The 18234-nt window shown below is 41.8% G+C and carries 20 protein-coding genes and 2 pseudogenes; 16 read left to right on the top strand and 6 right to left on the bottom strand.

Features of this window, described 5'->3' with window-relative positions; all coding sequences use genetic code 11:
• Positions 1-3 precede the first annotated feature (3 nt).
• The 10 genes from nuoH (at position 4) to C3Y93_RS05850 (ending at position 9212) form a co-directional block, all read left to right on the top strand.
• Positions 4-1023, top strand: a complete 1020-nt coding sequence (gene nuoH, locus C3Y93_RS05895; RefSeq protein WP_004975457.1) for an NADH-quinone oxidoreductase subunit NuoH — start codon at positions 4-6, stop codon at positions 1021-1023.
• Between the two features lie 18 nt (positions 1024-1041).
• Positions 1042-1584: an NADH-quinone oxidoreductase subunit NuoI gene (nuoI, locus tag C3Y93_RS05890; protein WP_104852362.1), complete on the top strand. Its 543-nt coding sequence runs from the start codon at positions 1042-1044 to the stop codon at positions 1582-1584.
• Positions 1584-2102, top strand: a complete 519-nt coding sequence (nuoJ, locus tag C3Y93_RS05885; protein WP_171257437.1) for an NADH-quinone oxidoreductase subunit J — start codon at positions 1584-1586, stop codon at positions 2100-2102. The genes nuoI and nuoJ overlap by 1 nt, the downstream gene beginning before the upstream one ends.
• Entirely contained in the window at positions 2102-2410 is a 309-nt protein-coding gene (gene nuoK / locus C3Y93_RS05880; RefSeq protein ID WP_004975463.1) for an NADH-quinone oxidoreductase subunit NuoK, read from the top strand. Before nuoJ ends, nuoK begins: the two co-directional genes overlap by 1 nt.
• Positions 2407-4302, top strand: a complete 1896-nt coding sequence (gene nuoL / locus C3Y93_RS05875; protein ID WP_104852361.1) for an NADH-quinone oxidoreductase subunit L — start codon at positions 2407-2409, stop codon at positions 4300-4302. Before nuoK ends, nuoL begins: the two co-directional genes overlap by 4 nt.
• A gap of 1 nt (position 4303) precedes the next feature.
• Entirely contained in the window at positions 4304-5917 is a 1614-nt protein-coding gene (gene nuoM / locus C3Y93_RS05870; protein ID WP_104852360.1) for an NADH-quinone oxidoreductase subunit M, read from the top strand.
• 3 nt (positions 5918-5920) lie between these two features.
• On the top strand, positions 5921-7414 hold the full coding sequence (gene nuoN / locus C3Y93_RS05865) for an NADH-quinone oxidoreductase subunit NuoN (protein ID WP_104852359.1): 1494 nt from the start codon (positions 5921-5923) through the stop codon (positions 7412-7414).
• 126 nt (positions 7415-7540) lie between these two features.
• Positions 7541-8176: a uracil phosphoribosyltransferase gene (gene upp / locus C3Y93_RS05860; protein ID WP_019836328.1), complete on the top strand. Its 636-nt coding sequence runs from the start codon at positions 7541-7543 to the stop codon at positions 8174-8176.
• 81 nt (positions 8177-8257) lie between these two features.
• On the top strand, positions 8258-8551 hold the full coding sequence (locus C3Y93_RS05855) for a cold-shock protein (protein ID WP_104852358.1): 294 nt from the start codon (positions 8258-8260) through the stop codon (positions 8549-8551).
• Positions 8552-8636: 85 nt separating this feature from the next.
• Positions 8637-9212: a cold shock domain-containing protein gene (locus C3Y93_RS05850; RefSeq protein ID WP_104852357.1), complete on the top strand. Its 576-nt coding sequence runs from the start codon at positions 8637-8639 to the stop codon at positions 9210-9212.
• 38 nt (positions 9213-9250) lie between these two features.
• Here the strand turns inward: C3Y93_RS05850 and gigC are convergent, their stop codons facing one another.
• Positions 9251-10132, bottom strand: coding sequence for a LysR family transcriptional regulator GigC (gene gigC, locus C3Y93_RS05845; RefSeq protein ID WP_019837525.1), 882 nt, complete (start codon positions 10130-10132; stop codon positions 9251-9253).
• Positions 10133-10217: 85 nt separating this feature from the next.
• On the opposite strand from gigC, the gene C3Y93_RS05840 reads away from it, so the two are divergent.
• Positions 10218-10979 (top strand): ferredoxin--NADP reductase, encoded by a 762-nt coding sequence (locus C3Y93_RS05840; protein WP_104852356.1) that lies wholly within the window; start codon positions 10218-10220, stop codon positions 10977-10979.
• Between the two features lie 58 nt (positions 10980-11037).
• Positions 11038-11544 (top strand): hypothetical protein, encoded by a 507-nt coding sequence (locus C3Y93_RS05835; RefSeq protein ID WP_158660391.1) that lies wholly within the window; start codon positions 11038-11040, stop codon positions 11542-11544.
• A 238-nt stretch (positions 11545-11782) separates the two neighbouring features.
• On the opposite strand, the gene C3Y93_RS05830 is transcribed toward C3Y93_RS05835, so the two are convergent.
• Entirely contained in the window at positions 11783-12205 is a 423-nt protein-coding gene (locus C3Y93_RS05830) for a hypothetical protein (protein WP_004975486.1), read from the bottom strand.
• 201 nt (positions 12206-12406) lie between these two features.
• Between C3Y93_RS05830 and C3Y93_RS05825 the strand changes: the two genes are divergently transcribed.
• The 4 genes from C3Y93_RS05825 (at position 12407) to C3Y93_RS14275 (ending at position 15264) form a co-directional block, all read left to right on the top strand.
• Positions 12407-12685, top strand: a complete 279-nt coding sequence (locus C3Y93_RS05825; RefSeq protein WP_004975487.1) for a hypothetical protein — start codon at positions 12407-12409, stop codon at positions 12683-12685.
• 254 nt (positions 12686-12939) lie between these two features.
• Positions 12940-14661: a mechanosensitive ion channel gene (locus tag C3Y93_RS05820; RefSeq protein ID WP_104852354.1), complete on the top strand. Its 1722-nt coding sequence runs from the start codon at positions 12940-12942 to the stop codon at positions 14659-14661.
• A gap of 95 nt (positions 14662-14756) precedes the next feature.
• Positions 14757-14927, top strand: a complete 171-nt coding sequence (locus C3Y93_RS14360) for a hypothetical protein (RefSeq protein WP_171287386.1) — start codon at positions 14757-14759, stop codon at positions 14925-14927.
• Between the two features lie 169 nt (positions 14928-15096).
• A complete protein-coding gene (locus C3Y93_RS14275) occupies positions 15097-15264 on the top strand; it encodes a hypothetical protein (protein WP_004975492.1) in 168 nt (55 codons plus the stop codon).
• A 183-nt stretch (positions 15265-15447) separates the two neighbouring features.
• Here the strand turns inward: C3Y93_RS14275 and C3Y93_RS05815 are convergent, their stop codons facing one another.
• The 4 genes and pseudogenes from C3Y93_RS05815 to C3Y93_RS05805 form a co-directional block, all read right to left on the bottom strand.
• Positions 15448-16644, bottom strand: a complete 1197-nt coding sequence (locus C3Y93_RS05815; protein WP_104852353.1) for an NAD(P)/FAD-dependent oxidoreductase — start codon at positions 16642-16644, stop codon at positions 15448-15450.
• A 53-nt stretch (positions 16645-16697) separates the two neighbouring features.
• Positions 16698-17570, bottom strand: a complete 873-nt coding sequence (locus tag C3Y93_RS05810) for a 1-aminocyclopropane-1-carboxylate deaminase/D-cysteine desulfhydrase (protein WP_104853251.1) — start codon at positions 17568-17570, stop codon at positions 16698-16700.
• A gap of 67 nt (positions 17571-17637) precedes the next feature.
• A pseudogene (locus C3Y93_RS14300) lies at positions 17638-17830 on the bottom strand (HlyD family secretion protein); the annotation flags it as partial.
• Positions 17825-18212 (bottom strand): annotated as a pseudogene (locus C3Y93_RS05805) (IS4 family transposase); the annotation flags it as partial. The pseudogenes C3Y93_RS05805 and C3Y93_RS14300, both read right to left, overlap by 6 nt.
• Between the last annotated feature and the right edge of the window lie 22 nt (positions 18213-18234).

The raw sequence follows: 18234 nt of genomic DNA, 5'->3' as shown, positions 1-18234 counted from the left end.
TTCATGCAACAAGAATTAATCCGTCAGACGCCGCTGTGGGCTGAGAACTGGCCAATTGCCTATTCAGTCATTCAAGCGATTGTCATCTTACTGGTTGTAGTATTGATTGCTGCGCTCATGTCTTTTATTGAGCGTCGTTTACTGGGCTTATGGCAAGACCGTTATGGTCCGAACCGTGTAGGTCCAGGTGGTATGTTCCAGATTGTAGCCGACATGCTTAAAATCATGTTCAAAGAAGACTGGACACCTAAATTTGCCGACAAACTAACCTTCCGTATGGCACCAGCAGTTGCAATGGCAACTGCGGTACTGTCGTTCATGGTTATTCCTGTATCACCTTATTTAGGTGTTGCAGACATGAGCATTGGCCTGTTGTTCTTTATGGCAATGGCTGGTATTGCAGTCTATGCGGTGTTATTTGGTGGTTGGTCATCAAACAACAAATACGCATTGCTTGGTGGTCTACGTTCAGCAGCTCAAACCATTTCGTATGAAGTGTTCTTGGGTATTTCACTTATGGGTGTGGTTGCAATTGCAGGCTCATTCAACATGCGTGAAATTGTTGAAGCGCAACGTGATGTTTGGTTTGTGATTCCACAATTCTTAGGTTTCTTGATTTTCGTGGTTGCTGGTGTTGCGGTAACACACCGTCACCCATTTGACCAACCAGAAGCAGAACAAGAATTGGCAGAAGGTTATCACGTAGAATATGGCGGTATGAAATGGGGTATGTTCTTCGTTGCAGAATATGTCAACGTGGTACTGATCTCTGCGCTTATCGTGACTTTATTCTTCGGTGGATGGCTTGCGCCGTTTAACCTTGAAATTCCATTCATTCCAGCAGCTTTCTGGTTCATTATCAAAACAGCATTCTTTGTAATGATGTTTGTCTTGGCACGTGGTTCTTTAATGCGTCCACGTTATGACCAAGTGATGAACTTTGGTTGGAAAATTTGCTTGCCATTGGCGCTTGTTAACCTTTTGGTAACTGGTGCTGTGATTCTTATGAATCATTCGGCCTAAGACAGCAGGGAGAACAATATGTTTAAGTTTCTAGCTGGGTTTGGGTCAATTGTACGTTCACTGTGGATGGTTTTCTCACACGTGACACGTAAACGTGACACCATTTTGTATCCGGAAGTACCAGCCGAAGAAATTGTACCTCCACGCTTCCGTGGTCGTATTGTGTTAACACGCGATCCAGATGGCGAAGAGCGTTGTGTTGCATGTAACCTCTGTGCAGTTGCTTGCCCAGTGGGTTGTATTTCACTACAAAAAGCAGAACAGGAAGATGGTCGTTGGTATCCCGAGTTTTTCCGTATCAACTTCTCACGCTGTATTTTCTGCGGTATGTGTGAAGAAGCGTGTCCAACGACTGCAATTCAATTAACGCCTGACTTCGAGTTAGGTGAATATGTGCGTCAAGACTTGGTCTATGAGAAAGAAAACTTACTCATTTCAGGTCCTGGTAAATATCCTGACTACAACTTCTACCGTGTAACGGGTATGGCTGTTACAGGTAAAGACAAAGGTCAAGCGCAACGTGAAAGCGCACCTGTTGATGTACGGAGTCTATTACCATGATGTGGCCGTTTTATTTGATGGCACTCGTGGCCATTGTCTCTACGGTTCGTGTAGTCACTAACGCGAACCCAGTACATGCTTTATTAAGCTTGATCGTGTCATTGCTTGCAGTTGCAGGCATGTTCATGATCGTGGGTGCTCCATTTGCTGGCGCATTGGAAATCATTGTTTATGCGGGTGCGATCATGGTCTTGTTCGTATTCGTAGTAATGATGCTGAACCTTGGTCAGCAAACCGTTGAACAAGAGCGTAAATGGTTGACTTCATCGGCTTGGGCATATCCAGCTTTGATGAGCTTCCTAATTGGTTTGGTTTTAGTGTGGTCATTAAGCTCAGACTACACCACACCAAGCGCTTTAATGGGCACTGAAATGGTGGGTCCAAAAGCGGTTGGTCAAGCACTCTTTACTCAGTACTTATTATTGGTTGAAGTTGCCGCAATGTTATTACTTGCAGCTTTAGTTGCAGGCTTCCACATCGGTAAACGTGAACCAAGTGCAGAAGAGGAAAAAGAATAATGGGCAACATCCCTTTAGAACATGGTTTGATTGTCGCGACCATTCTTTTTGCACTCGGTTTTTACGGTGTGATGGTGCGACGCAACCTACTATTTATTTTAATGGGCCTTGAAATCATGATGAACGCTGCGGCACTGGCGTTTGTTTTGGCTGGTAGTGCATGGGTACAACCAGATGGTCAGATCATGTTTATCTTGATCTTGACACTTGCTGCGGCAGAGGCGTGTATCGGTCTTGCGATCGTCCTTCAGTTCTATCATCGCTTCCATCATTTGGATGTGGATGCTGCTAGTGAGATGCGCGGATGAGTTATTTATATCTAACAGTATTGTTTCCGCTCATTGGTTTTATCCTTTTAGCGGCAGGGCGTAACAACTTACCTGAAAAAGTTGCTGCGATTATTGGCGTAGGTTCAGTGGGTCTGTCTGCATTATTTGCGCTAATTGCAGGCATGGACTTTGTGAACAACGGTTCGGTTGCAACGACTCAACATTTATGGACTTGGTTCAATGTGGGTGGTTTTGCACCTGCGTTTAGCTTGCACTTAGACGGTTTATCTTTGCTCATGCTGGGCATGATTACAGGCGTGGGTTTCTTAATTCACATCTTTGCATCATGGTATATGCGTGGTGAAGAAGACTTTGCACGTTTCTTCTCTTACTTCAACTTGTTCGTTGCGAGCATGTTGTTGTTGGTACTTGGCGATAACTTGGCGTTATTGTTCCTAGGTTGGGAAGGTGTAGGTTTGTGCTCTTACTTGCTGATTGGTTATTACTACCAAAACCCTGCAAACGGTTTTGCAGCAATCAAAGCATTTACCGTAACACGTGTGGGTGACGTTTTCCTACTGATCGCGTTGTTCTTGTTGTATCAACAATTTGGTACGTTGAACACACAATACATCGTAGAAAATGCAGCCAATGTAATGACTCAAAGCTCGTCGATCACCATTTGGACAGCGTTAATGTTGTTCTTGGGTGCTGCGGGTAAATCTGCACAAATTCCGTTGCAAACTTGGTTAGCCGATGCGATGGCAGGTCCTACACCTGTATCTGCATTAATCCACGCTGCAACCATGGTAACTGCGGGTGTTTACTTATGCTGCCGTATGTTCAGCGTATTTGAACTTGCACCTGAAGTGATGTTATTCATTTCAATTACAGGTGCTGTGACCTTGCTAGTTGCTGGTTTTGCAGCATTGGTTCAAACCGACATCAAACGTATTTTGGCTTACTCAACTATGAGTCAGCTGGGTTATATGTTTATGGCAGTTGGTGCAGAAGCATACCAAGCGGGTCTATTCCACATGTTAACTCACGCATTCTTCAAGGCATTATTATTCTTGTCTTCTGGTGCGGTGATTTTGGCTTACCATCACGAACAAAACATTTTCAAAATGGGTGGCTTGTTCTACAAGAACAAATTCCTGTTTGCATGTTTCGCGATTGGTGGCGGTGCATTGGCAGCGATTCCATTCTTGACCATTGGTTTCTTCTCAAAAGACGCTATTTTGGCAGCAGTTTGGACGCAAAGTCATATCGCAGGTATTCCGCTATATAACACCTTATATTGGGTGGGTGTAGCAGGTGCATTCTTAACGTCAATTTATACATTCCGCTTAATTTGGGTTGTATTCTTTGGTAAAGAAAACACACCGTATCACGAGATCAAAGGCGCAACTTACTGGTTCCCATTGGCAGTGCTTGCAGCACTTTCAACTGGTTTAGCGATTGTATTAAAAGCGCCAGTGATGAGCATTCTTGATGCTGCAAAAATCCCAGCATTTGTGATTCCTGAAGCATTAGAAGCAGGTGCACATGGTGCAGAGTATGTTGCAATTGGCGTGGCTTTGGCTGGTTTAGCTGTAGGCGTGGTGTTATTTGCCTTTGCTTACAACGCTGTAAAAGGTTTCGCGCAAACTTCATTGGGTGCGGGTCTTGCCAATATTTGCCGTAATGCACTTGGTTTCGATGCGTTGTATGACATCGTATTTGTAAAACCATACTTGCTGATTGCCAAACTATTAGGTCGTGATCCAGTGGATGGTATGTGGTTAGTACTGCCTGCACTGGTGAAAGGTGGTCATAGCTTCACAAGTTCACGTCAAACTGGTTCATTACGTGAGTACGCATCGAGTATGGCACTTGGTGTGGTGGTCTTACTAATGATCTTGATCGTGATTCAGGTCGTGGGGAAATAAGATGGATACTCCAAACAATTTAATTCTACCCGCGCTGATCCTTGTTCCGTTCATTGCAGGTTTTATTTGCTGGTTGGTCGATAAACTCGACGATAAATTACCGCGTTACATTGCTTTAGTGGGCATGCTCGTTACTTTGGGCTTAACTGTCGCATTGTGGCAAGGTGCTAGCTATAACTATGAATTAGGCGCTCAAGTTCCAACTTGGTCGGCTGAATTTATGTTGCCTTGGATTCAAACCCTAGGCATCAACATTCACTTAGCGGTGGATGGCTTATCTTTACTCATGGTGGGTTTAACCGCATTACTGGGTATTTTAGCGGTAGGCTGTTCATTTGGTGAGATTCAAAAGAACGTCGGTTTCTTCCACCTTAACCTTTTATGGTCTTTGGGTGGGGTAATTGGTGTATTCCTTGCGATTGACTTGTTCCTGTTCTTCTTCTTCTGGGAGATGATGCTTGTACCAATCTACTTCCTGATTGCGTTATGGGGTCATAAAGGTTCAAATGGTCGTTCACGTGTTTACGCTGCAACCAAATTCTTTATCTATACGCAAGTTGCTGGTTTAATCATGTTGATTGGTATCTTAGGTCTAGTGATCTATGGATACATGATGTCAGGTACTATTTCATTCAACTACAACTATTTATTGGCTGTAGCGAATACACTTGACGCACAATTACCAGCAGTCGCTTATGCCTTCATGATCTGTTTATTCATCGGTTTTGCGGTAAAACTTCCAGTTTTCCCATTACACGGTTGGTTACCAGATGCACACGCACAAGCGCCTACAGCGGGTTCTGTCGACCTTGCAGGTATTTTGATTAAAACTGCGGCATACGGTTTATTACGTTTCGTGATTCCATTCTTCCCAGCGGCTTCTGCTCAATTTGCAGACATTGCCATTATTTTGGGTTTAATTGGTGTGTTCTACGGTGCGTGGTGTGCTTTCCAGCAAACCGACATGAAGCGTTTACTAGCTTATACCTCTATTTCGCACATGGGCTTCGTATTACTTGCAATTTATGCAGGTAATATCCTGACTTACCAAGGCTTAATGATCATGATGTTAGCACATGGCTTGTCATCTGCAGCATTGTTCATTATGTGTGGCCAAATTTATGAGCGCGTACACACACGTGACATGCGTTTAATGGGCGGTATCCGTGGTCAATTCCAATACCTTTCATTCTTCCTTATGTTCTTTGTGGCAGCGTTAGTTGGTATTCCTGGTTTAGGTAACTTTATTGGTGAATTCCTGATTCTCATGGGTTCATTCGAGCAGTTCCCAGCCTTCACAATTATTGCGGCAGTGAGCTTGGTCTTTGCAGGTGTATACGGTTTAATCCTGATTCACAAAGCTTTGTTTGGTGTGCCAAATGAAGAGCAAAAACAGCACTATGCAAATCCGTTAAAAGATTTAAATGCACGTGAAGTTGTGATTCTTTTAATCTGTGCACTGGGTCTAGTATGGCTTGGTCTGTATCCACAAACCTTCCTTGATATTTCAAACTCAAGTATGGCGTGGTTAGCGAATAGCTACATCCCAGTTCAAGAAGTAGTTGAAGTTACTCATGAAGTAACAACTCAACTCGAAAATGTGGAGATCCAATAAGCCATGAACTTCACAATGTCATTTTCTGAGCTTATGCCTTTAGCTCCTGTGATGATCGTGGCCTTAACTGCGATTGTCGTGATGATTCTTACAGCAATTAAGCGTAATCATAACTTAATTGCAACGGCATCAGTTGTGGGCTTGAACATTGCTGCTGCTTACCTTTTACTCATGATGTTTGGCGGCAATTTTGCGCCTGCCAGCGTGATGGGTATGTTTATGATTGATCCGTTCACCTTGTTGTATCAACTGGTGATTCTGATTGCAGCATTGGCATGTTCGACTTTATCTCATGCTTATATTGAGACCTATAAAGACAACCGTGAAGAACTTTACATCTTAATGTTGTGTTCGGTTACGGGTGCCATGTTAATGGTGTCAAGCTCGCACTATGCGTCGTTCTTCATTAGCCTTGAGTTAATGTCAATTCCTGTTTATGGCTTATTGGCATACACTCACCAGCGTTCTAAATCTTTAGAAGCAGGCGTGAAGTACTTAGTCTTGTCTGCAACTGCATCTGCAATGTTGCTCATGGGTATGGCGTACATTTATGCATACACAGGTTCATTGTCTTTCTATGACTCTGTACAAGCATTAATGCAAAATATCCAACAGCCATTAGTCGTTTTAGGTCTAGGCTTAATTGTCTTTGCTGTTGCATTTAAATTGTCTTTGGCACCATTCCACAAATGGACACCAGACGTTTATGACGGTGCGCCTGCACCAATCGCAACCTTCCTTGCGACTGCAGCGAAAGTAGCAACCATTGGTTTGTTCGTGCGTTACATTTTGGGTTCAGGGGCAATCCTGATCGACTCGATTGTAACTATCATGACCATTATTGCCGTGCTTTCAATTTTGGTGGGTAACTTCCTTGCTGTACGTCAAGTGAACTTGAAACGTATTTTGGCTTACTCATCAATTGCACACTTTGGTTATTTGTTGATTGGTTTGATCAGCATGACTTATGCAAGCTTGGGTAATGTCAGCGTTTATGTGATTACCTATGTCTTGACGACTATTGGCGCGTTTGGTGCAGTGGCATTAATGTCTAGCCCATACAACAACGTAGCAGAAGCTGAAAGTTTGGCTGACTACCGTGGTTTGTTCTGGCGTCGTCCAGTATTGACTGCTGTCTTAACCGTGATGATGCTTTCTCTTGCAGGTATTCCATTAACTGCAGGCTTCATTGGTAAGTTCTTGGTGGTGATGGCTGCGGTAACGACTCAGCACTGGTTCTTAGCTGCGATGATCATCGTGGGTTCAGGTATTGGTTTGTACTACTACTTGCGCGTTATGGTGGTGATGTATATGACACCGCCAGACGAACCAAAAATGGATGCTGTCGATCATTGGGGTCAAAAAGTGGGCGGTATTATGGTATTGGCTGCAGCTTTAGCGGTATTGGTGATTGGTGTTTATCCAGACCCAATTATCAAAATGGCACTTGAAGCTGAAATTTTGTCACCCATCCATTTCATGCTGTCACAGCAATAATTTGAAAGAAGTTTAACTTTCAGTCAAAAAGCCTTCATAAATTGAAGGCTTTTTGGTTTATATACACAATAAAAACAGCATATAATAAAACGATATTTGCTTTTCTTTCCTTTTAGGTGTTCTCCCGTGGCTATTCATGAAATCCGTCATCCACTTATTCGTCATAAATTGGGGTTATTACGTCGCGCAGACATCAGCACCAAAAACTTCCGTGAATTAGCACAAGAAGTGACCATGTTGCTGACATATGAGGCGACTAAAGATTTACCAGTGGTCGAACACGAAATTGCGGGTTGGAATGGTGCAGTCACCGTAGACCGTATTGCGGGTAAAAAAATTACGGTTGTGCCAATTTTACGTGCAGGTATTGGCATGTTAGATGGTTTCTTGAACCTGATTCCAAGTGCTAAAGTGTCTGTACTTGGCTTGGAACGCGATGAAGAAACTTTAGAAGCGCGTACTTACTACAAAAAATTAGTACCAGATGTACAAAATCGTATCGCGATGATTATTGACCCTATGCTTGCCACAGGTTCATCTTTAGTGGCAGCAATTGATTTGCTCAAAGCCAGTGGTTGTAAAGACATCCGTGTGATGGTTTTGGTTGCGGCGCCAGAAGGCATTCAACGTGTAGAAGCGGCACACCCAGATGTGGTGATCTTTACTGCATCGGTTGATGAAGGTTTAAACCAAGATGGTTATATTGTGCCTGGCCTGGGTGATGCAGGCGATAAAATTTTTGGTTCAGTCCAAAAAGATTAAGCTGAATGTTGGTAAAAAAGAGGCATTAACTGTCTCTTTTTTATATACTCACATATAGTGCAGCTCGTAAAAGGTTAAGCCATGAAATCTGAACAATATCAAGGGAAAATCAAACAATATAATGCCGAAAAAGGCTATGGATTTATTGCCGCACCTGAAGGTGAAGTGTTTTTCCATATCTCGGATTTTCCTGCGGCTGAAGGTGATCCAAAGCGCAATGATCGGGTTAAATTTAATGTGGTTCAAAATGGTGATCGTTATAAAGCCATTAATATTGAACCTGTAGAAGATAAATCCAAAAAAGCGAAAAAGGCCAAAGCGGTTGCTGCAAATACCTCGATTACGTCTGCATTGTTATCGAACTTAAAGGGTTAATTTTAAATATTTTCATGAATAGAAAGGGGCATTTCAGTCTCTTTTTTTATACAATAATCAAAAACTAACGTGTAAAGAGTAATTTATGTTTTTAGAAGGGAAAATAAAAACTTATAACGAAGAACGAGGCTTTGGTTTTATTCAAATAGAAGGAGAGCCAAAAGATTTGTTTTTTCATATTAAAGATTTTCCCAATAAAAATCTGCCACCAAAAGTGGGAGAAAATCTAAAATTTCGTAAAGTAGAAGAAAATGGCAAGTTCAAAGCAGATAATATCGTCCGTCTAGATATTAAGGTTGCAGTCGAAAGGCATACGCCTCAATCAAGGGCAATTCATACGACAAAGCAGATTCAAAAAAGACAGCAGAAGTCTGAAAATAACTCATCCAATTTTGTGACTTATATGGGTATATTGATTATATTCGGCTTGGCTTATGCAGTATTTAATAAGTACCAAGCTTGGCAAAATAGCCAGCCTGAAGCTTTATCAGTACAAAAAGCAGTAGAAGTTCCAGTTGTCGAACAGAACTTTACTTGTGATGGGCGTGAGCACTGTAGTCAAATGACGTCTTACGAAGAAGCGTTATTCTTTATACGAAATTGTCCAAATACTAAAATGGACGGTGATGGTGACGGCATACCATGTGAGAGTCAGTTTTAATTGTTAAAAAAGAGTACCTTGATTGGTACTCCTATGAATTATTTCGCGTCGCAAAATTTCATAAATGCCCTTAAACCAGGCCCTTGGTATTTCTGACGATGCACCAACATGAATAACGGGCGCGTCAGTTGCCAGAAAGGTGTATCCAAAATTACCAATTGACCTTTTTCTAGTAAAGGTTCAATCGCCAATCGTGAAATACACGACATACCAATTCCACCTGCGACAATTTTTAAAATCGCTTCGTTATGACCCAAAGTTAAACGAATATTGGCATCAGGCAGGTCTTTTAAAATTGCATTGTCAAACACTTCACGGGTACCTGAACCTTCTTCACGTAAAATCCACTCGGCGTCTTCAAAATCTGCGATACTTAAAGCACGGTTTAACTGCGCTAAAGGATGACTTGGTGCACAGCACACTGCAAGCTCATCATCACGCCAATGAATACATTGGAGTTGTGGCAAGTGACAAGAGCCTTCTATCAGGGCTAAATCTAGCTGAAACTGATTTACAGCTTCAATCATTTGGCGGGTATTGCCCACTTGTAATTGTAAATGCGCCTGTGGCTGAATTTGCAAAAAGTCTGCCATTAAATCAGGCATCAAATAGTCACTGATGGTGAGGGTTGCACCTAAACGCAAATCGATGCTTTGTAGTTCGCCTTTAGCAGCTTGCTCAAACGCTTCACAACGCCCCAAAATTTCTAAGGCTTGTGGCAATAAAAAACGACCTAAATCGTTCAGCTGTAGGCGCTTACCCAAACGGTCAAACAGTGGAGCGCCTAAGCCATCTTCCAAATCTGCTAAGGCCATGCTTGCAGCACTTTGGGTGAGTTTAACGGCATCACTGGCTTTGGTTACTGTCCCTTCTTGGGCAACTGCTACAAAAACCGCCAACTGGCGTAAAGTCATGCGCATGAATCAAGCCTTAACATTTAAAAAATATTCATAAATTACCCCGACATGCTAACATGAGCACAGTCTTTCATGCCACGCTCAAATCATGTCAATTGAAAAATTTACTTTAGAAAAAGTGCTTTCGGTTCATCGTTGGACCAACACCTTGTTTAGCTTCACCATGACCCGACCTGCGCATTTTAAATTTACCGCAGGGCAGTTTGCACGTATCGGGTTAAAAGTGGGCGATGAATTGGTAGTACGTGCTTATTCGGTGGTGTCATCACCCTTTGATGAAACTTTAGAGTTTTTCTCGATTGTCGTGCCAGATGGTGCATTTACTTCTAACTTGCAGCACCTTCAAGTGGGCGATGAGCTGTACTTGGAAAAAATCCCTTATGGTTTTTTGACCTTGGCGCGTTATCAGTTGCCTGCGCCACACGATTTATGGTTGTTGGCCACAGGTACAGGTCTTGCACCGTTTTTATCCATGCTGCAAGATTTTGAAACGTGGACAAAATATCAATATATTTATTTGATTTATAGCGTGCGCAGCGCAGCCGAATTGGCTTATGTCGATAAAATTCAAGAAATTGCCGAAACTTTTGGCGAAGGGCATTCGGGCTTTAAATTTATCCCAATTGTCACCCGCGACCCTCAAGCTGCTTTGCATGATCGTTTACCTGTATTAATTGCTAATGGCGAATTGGAACAGGCTGCAGGCAGTGTACTCAACCCTGAAACCAGCCATGTGATGTTATGCGGTAACCCTGCCATGGTCGATGACACCAAAGAGGCCTTAAAAGCGCGTGGTTTAAGCATGAACCGCCGCGGGGAAGGTAATATTGCAGTTGAAAATTATTGGTGAGGATGTGATACAACTATTCAAATATCAACTGTTCAAATATATAGCCAGCGCAGGGCTGATGTTTATAGTCGCACAAACCGTACAGGCTGAAACGGTGGAAACTCAGGTTGCTGTGCAAGACCATGTGCTCATTTATGATGGGCCACTTAGCCCTGAAGCCAATGCACGTGCAGCGGAATTACTCAAACAGTCAGATAAGATTGATACCTTAAAAATCAACAGCCGTGGTGGCGAGATCGGCTTAGGCATTGATTTGGGCAATTTGGTTTATGACCATCAACTGAATGTAGAAGTTGGACAATATTGTTTTTCTTCTTGTGCTAATTATGTATTTCCTGCGGGCAAAGTAAAATATTTAAACTTGCGTAGCCAGCTCGGTTGGCATGGCGGCAGTTTGCAAAAAATGCAATTTGAAAGTGCTGAAATGGAGCAAATGTATAATGAATATATTGGCCCAATCCGTGCAAAGGAAACCGCTTTTTTTCAGAAAATTAAAGTTCAGCAAAGCTCAACCATTGCAGGGCAGACTCCTGAATATGAAAAATATCAAGCGCTATACATCTAAGAAAATGCGAAGTTTTGGCATAGATCAGGTGCGTTTTAAGCAGGTTTTGTGGCTGCCTAAATCGAGTTTTGAAAATAAATGTATTTTCACAATTCGCTAAAAATTGGTTGTTGAGGTGATCTTCACCATTCATATAAAAACCTCATCTACAACGCTGCAGATGAGGTTTTTGCTTGGTGCGATTCAATTTTGAAAGCAACTTTTGAACGCAATGCTTGAAAGTGACTCTTCAAAGAAATTAGTGCACAAACATATCCATATATTCGCGGATTTCCTGAATCGCGCTATCGACATCGCTACTTAGCCAAGTCGGTTCAAAAAAACCTGCATAATGCTCTAAGCGCTCTTGAGGAACCACCAAACGCACAGGACATTCTTCTTCAAGTAAGCGCCACGGTAAAATTGGCACTTCATTATCCAGAAATGCAGCAATGTTGCGAATATCAATGATCATGGCATTCACACAATCTGGAAATGGCATGACCGAAAATTCTTCGGTACGACGACGGAAATATTCCAAATCGCCCCATTTGAGCAGATAGCTGGGCTTGCTAAATTCAATAATACCAATGAGATGCCCATCACGGGTATAGTGCAAGGCACATTGATGAGTGACGTCAGTGTCAAGATCAAGCGATACACTTTGTTGACGATACGCCATAAAGTTCAAAGTACACAAAAAAACGGTACGTGATTATAGCGCATTTCCCCGTGAGAGGCAGCTTTGTCGATATTGGGCAACATAGGTGGTACTTGAGGTATATTACATCTTTTCACCATCTTGCTATGTATTGTCACACAATAAGCGTGAGGAGCTTGTTAGTATGAAAATTCATCAGATAAATACATAAGTGAGGGGAACATGCCGCATGATTTCAATAAACCACCTCATGTAAACTCAGCTGAAGACATTAAGCGAAAAAAACGTATTCCAGTCTATATGCTTCTACTGGTGGGAATCTTTTTATTGGCATTGCTGATTTACATGATGGCGGATCGCAATCCGAGTCCGAGCGAAGCACCTCCTGGACATCCTAATCCAACCGTACAACAAGCAACGCCAAATAGCACGACAACGGGCACAGCTGGAGATGAAGCACGTGCAGAGGACAGCAATACTGCAACAGCAACAGATCGGTAGTTTAGCCTAAGCGTCAAAAAATCGTATTTACAAATTCAGCCTTGCCTAGATGCAGGGCTTTTTTGTGGATTTTCGCAAGGTTTATTATCCCTCCTTTGTAGAATTGTTGCGATTCTGCATCCCAAGGTTGAATAAAAAATATGCAAATTCTATGGTGGGTAGAGCTTTACTCAATAATTTGAATCGATAAAAAGCAGTTTTGCGCTGTAGTGCAAACCTAAAAATGAAGCTAATCACCATGAGGATTAAACAAGATGAATGATTATTTTAATGGGAACCTACATGGCAGAGGTTTTGATACCATGTATTATTGGGAGCAATTTCAACCCATTTTAGCTGCAGTCGCAATTTTACTTGTCGGGTGGGTGATTGCATTATTGGTTGCAGGTGGAATTAAAAAGGTTCTACAAAAATTAGGTACCGATCAAAAATTATCAAATGCAACGGGGCATCGTTCAAATATTGAAGTGATTGTGTCGCGGGTCGTGTTTTGGGTGATTTTAATTATTGCGGTCATTGGTGCGCTGAATGTGTTGAATCTGACCAGTGTCAGTGGGCCATTCAGTAATATGATTCAGCAGTTCTTACTGTTTATTCCTTCTTTACTAGCTGCTGTAGCCGTTGCTTTTATTGGGTGGATTTTGGCAAATCTGGTCAAAGTGGGGATGCAAAAACTGTTGGCACGTACTCAGTTGGATGAAAAACTCAGCGCCGATGTGGGTGTGAGTGGCTTAAGTCAAAATATCAGTGAAATTGTTTATTGGCTGATTTTATTGCTGTTCTTGCCAATTGTGCTGTCAATTTTAGGCTTAAACGGTCTGTTGTTCCCTGTGCAAAACATGGTGAATGAAGTTGTGCTGTATTTACCGAACATCTTCATTGCAGGTGTGATTGTTTTTGTAGGATACATTCTGGCAAAAATTGTTCGTGGCATTGTCGAAGGTTTATTGGGTAGCTTGAATATTCAACAGCATGCTGAAAAAGTTGGCATCTTCAAAAATTCAAATTTACCTAAATTACTCGGTTCGTTTGTTTTCGCCTTGGTGATCATCACAGCCTTGATTATTGGTTTTGAGGCACTTGGCATTGAAGCTATTTCTCAGCCTGCGACTGCCATGTTGTATGAAATTATGAATGCGATCCCGCATATTATTGCGGCAGGTCTGATTCTTATTTTGGCTTATGTGGTGTCGCGTTTTGTAGCCAATATTGTGGTGGAAGTGGTTGCAGGTACAGGAGTCGATGATATTCCTGCCAAACTCGACTTACAGCGCTTTTTAGGTACGACTAAAATTTCATGTGTAGTCGGTTATCTGATTGTATTCTTTACCATGCTATTTGCGGTATCTGAAGCGGCGAACCGTTTGGGCTTTGATCAAGTCAGCGGCTTGATTGCCATGTTTATCCAGTTTGGTGCAGATATCCTGTTGGGTGCTGTCATTTTGGTGGTGGGTTTCTGGCTTGCGAATTTGGTTGCCAAAGTGGTACAGCGCGGTGAATATAACAGCTCGCGTTGGTTGGCAAACTTAGTCCGTATTTTAATTATGGGCTTGGTGGTTGCCATGGGCTTACGCGCGATGGGTATTGCAGACTCGATTGTGAACTTGGCTTTTGGTTTAACCCTCGGTTCTGTTGCAGTGGCTTTCGCACTTGCCTTTGGTTTAGGTGGTCGTCAACCTGCAGAGCGTGTGTTAACTGATTTGATTGATAAAGCTAAACGTGAGGCAAATCAACCGAATCCTTTGCACAAGACAGAAACGGCAACGTCAGCATCAAGTGTGATGACACCTATTGTATCTGAGCAGCCGCAAGCGTCTGTAAGTGATGTGACTACAACACCTGAAGCGGCAACTGATCATGCAGTGCCAGATACCTTAAAGGTTGATCCTGAACATCCACCAGTCAACAACCCATTTGGTTCGACAGGTGAGGCTGAACCAGATGTCGATGAACATCCAAAAAATGACCCGAAATAACCTGTTCAAATTTTGATTTGAATCGCTAAGATGATCGACCAATCACCGTATTGGTCGATTTCTTTTCGGTATTCATTAAAAAAGAGGAAACGATAATGTCCAAATCAGCACCCGATAAGTTTTTTGCCCCAATCGTGATTGCTGGCATCACCATCGGCTTTTTTGTTACAGCCTATAAATTTGTTTTTGCCAAGCCAGAAGCCACCGCAAAACCAACTGAAAATGTTGAGAAAAATCATCCAAAAGAGGATAGACCAAGCTCTTAAATTATGTTAAAAATTAATCAACTTTGGCAGGAATGAGCCAAAGACTGATTTGGATAAATCAGATCAATAGCTTGGAAAGCTTGATGAGGGTTTAAGGGAAAAATAAAAAACTTGGGTTTTAACCAAGCTGAAATATTTGAGTCTTAAAATTCGCGCAAGGATGACAATAATGAGAGAAATCAATATGCTAAACAAATTACGTATCAGTTTAAAAGTTCAAGTGGCAAATTCGTTACCTATGCATCAACAAAATGCTGTGCTTAAAATGCAGCAAACTGAATCACGTTTGGCAAATACGCCAAAATTGGTATTATTTCGTACCGATTATTTAGAATAAAATAACAGGATTCACGTATTGCTAAGTCTTTATAGTACGTGACGGTGTTAAAGAAAAAGCCAGTTTAGAAAAAACTGGCTTTTGTCATTTTGCAATTTGATCGGCAAGATCAATATTATTCTGTTTAGACTAGAATCATTTTTATCACATTCATTTGTTTGCATGTTTCATCTAAAAGCAAACTTAAACATACTCCGATGCTGCATGTGCAGATGACCACGCCCATTGGAAATTATAGCCGCCCAAATGTCCCGTTACATCTAAAACTTCCCCAACAAAATACAAGCCTTTTTGTTTTTTACTTTCCATAGTTTTAGAGGAAACTTCTTGGGTATCGACTCCGCCTAAAGTGACTTCGGCAGTACGATAACCTTCTGTGCCTGATGGTTTGACTTCAAAGGCATTTAAACGTGCTGCAATCTGTTCTAGCTTTTCATCACTGATATTGCCAATTGCCGTTTCAGAGAGTGCAGGCCAAATCAGTTGCTGTAATTCAGCCACTACACTTTTTGGCAGATGCTCGCTGAGTAAGGTGCGCAGTAAAACTTTAGGACTGCTTTGCTTTTTATTTTTAAAAAAGTCATAGAGTTCTAAGTAAGGTAAAAAGTTAATTTTAAAACTTTGTCCGACATCCCAATAATTAGAAAGCTGTAAGGCACTCGGCCCACTCAAACCGCGATGGGTGAATAGCAATGCTTCGGTAAAACTAGTCAATGAATTTGATAAAGTCGCATCCACCGCATTACCGCTTAAACGTGTAGTGACTTCTTTAAAGCTGTCTGAGAAGGTAAAAGGCACTAAACCTGCACGGGTCGGGTAAACACGATGACCAAACTGTTTAGCAATTTCATAGCCAATTCCAGAGCCACCTAAAGTTGGAATAGATAAACCGCCAGTTGCTACGACCACAGCGCTTGCTTGGAAATAACCCAAAGTCGTTGCAATTTGAAAACCTTGATCATCTACCGCATTCACGGCTTTGACTTCACAATTGGTTTGAATATCGACCAATTTGGTTTTTTCACATTCGGCTAAGAGCATGGCTAAAATTTCTTTAGCGCCGTTTAAAGTGAATAATTGTCCGTGTTTACGTTCTTCATATTCAATGCCGTATTCGCAGACCAAACCAATAAAATCCCAATTGGTATAACGGGTGAGTGCAGAAATGACAAAGTGTGGATTATGTGAAATATAATGGTTTGGCTCGACTTCTAAGTTGGTAAAGTTACATTTACCACCACCAGACATTAGAATTTTTTTGCCCACTTTATTGGCCTTTTCCAGTACCACAACCGAACGCCCACGTTTGCCTGCTTCAGCAGCCAACATCAAGCCTGATGCACCTGCACCTAAAACAACAACATCAACCTGATGAACCATGAGTATTACTCGGTAGACGAAAAGCGAGTAATTATAAAAGATTTGTGGGGGTTTTAATATACTTTAAGCTTTCCTTGCAACCCACCTGTATGAATGGCCAGGATTCGAGTGTGGGCAGGGAAATGATTGTGCTGGATTAAATCAAGAAGTCCCATCATCATTTTACCTGTATAAATGTGTTCGAGTGGAATTTGATATTTTTGCTCAAAATTTTGAATAAATTTCAATAATTCAGGTGTAGTTTTGGCATAGCCGCCACCACAATAGGCATCGGTTAAAGACCAATTGCTTTTATCGGTCCATTGTTGAATGTCCTGTTTGAGAAAATCACCTTTCAAGGCTGAAAACCCTAAAACTTGCTGTTGTTCCGAGCTACTTTCAATGATGCCCACAATTGTTCCACCAGTACCCACAGCACAACAAATTACGTCATAATTTTCTAAATCATCAGGGGAGAGGATTTCCTGTGTCCCTTGAATGGCAAGGGAATTGCTTCCACCCTCTGGAATAATAAAGGCTTGAGGATATTGCTGTTGAAGTTGTTGTAAATATTCCACTTCATGGCGCAGACGATATTCGGCTCGGCTGACAAAATGCAGTTGCATGCCAAAATCTTGCGCTGTTTGTAGGGTAGGATTTAAGTCTTGGGTCGCAAGTTCTTGACCACGAATGATGCCAATACTTTGAAAGCCAAAGCGTTGAGCTGCATAAGCCGTTGCTGCAATATGATTGGAAAATGCACCGCCAAAAGTGAGGACTTGAGAAAAACCTTGCTGTTGTGCTGCCAAGAGGTTGTATTTGAGTTTAAAAAACTTGTTGCCCGAAATCTGGGGATGAATCTGATCAAGGCGTTTGATGGTCAGTTGAACAGGCTGGGGAAGTTCTAATGTTTGATAAGGGGTAGGAAAAGCAATGTGATCAAACATTTTTTGCGAACGAGAAATGAATTTGACCACATTGTAAATGTATTTGATTGAGAATGTCAGTGTTGGTTTATGAGTCGGTATCCACCGACGTGATCACCGACATACCAGGGCGTAGATTTTCGATCCCTTTTTGATTCGGATCAATGGTGATACGTACCGCTATACGTTGAACGACTTTGGTAAAATTTCCTGTGGGGTTGTCAGGTTTAAGTACACTGAACTCTGAACCCGCAGCGGGGGGAAATCTGTTCCACATGGCCTGGCTCATTGAGCAATGTCCAAACAATAGGTATCGCTATTCCACGATAGACGATAGCTAACATCAAGATATTGATAACTCGTTTTCCCCATTTCCAGCTGGTTCTATCCAAAGTTAATTGGACTTTATCGAATAAAAATATATTGAAAATTAACTGAGAAATTTGACGATAATCGAAATACTGATCTGCAAAGAAGCGTTGTATACGTCGATAAAAATGATTGTGGTAAGCACGTGATGGGTAAGGCTTTAAATGCAGAAGAAAGATTACATGTCTGTTTTACAATTAATGCCAGCATAATCAGTGTAAAACATTTTACATGTGACTTATTCAACTTTAGATATTTGTTTAAGATGAGATGTAACTCATTGAAATGTATCATCATATTCGTCGTCAGAAAACAA

Source organism: Acinetobacter sp. SWBY1, assembly GCF_002946595.1.
GTDB lineage: Bacteria > Pseudomonadota > Gammaproteobacteria > Pseudomonadales > Moraxellaceae > Acinetobacter > Acinetobacter towneri.
The sequence above is the reverse complement of the archived record's forward strand: the minus strand, read 5'-3'. Positions and strand labels throughout refer to the sequence as shown.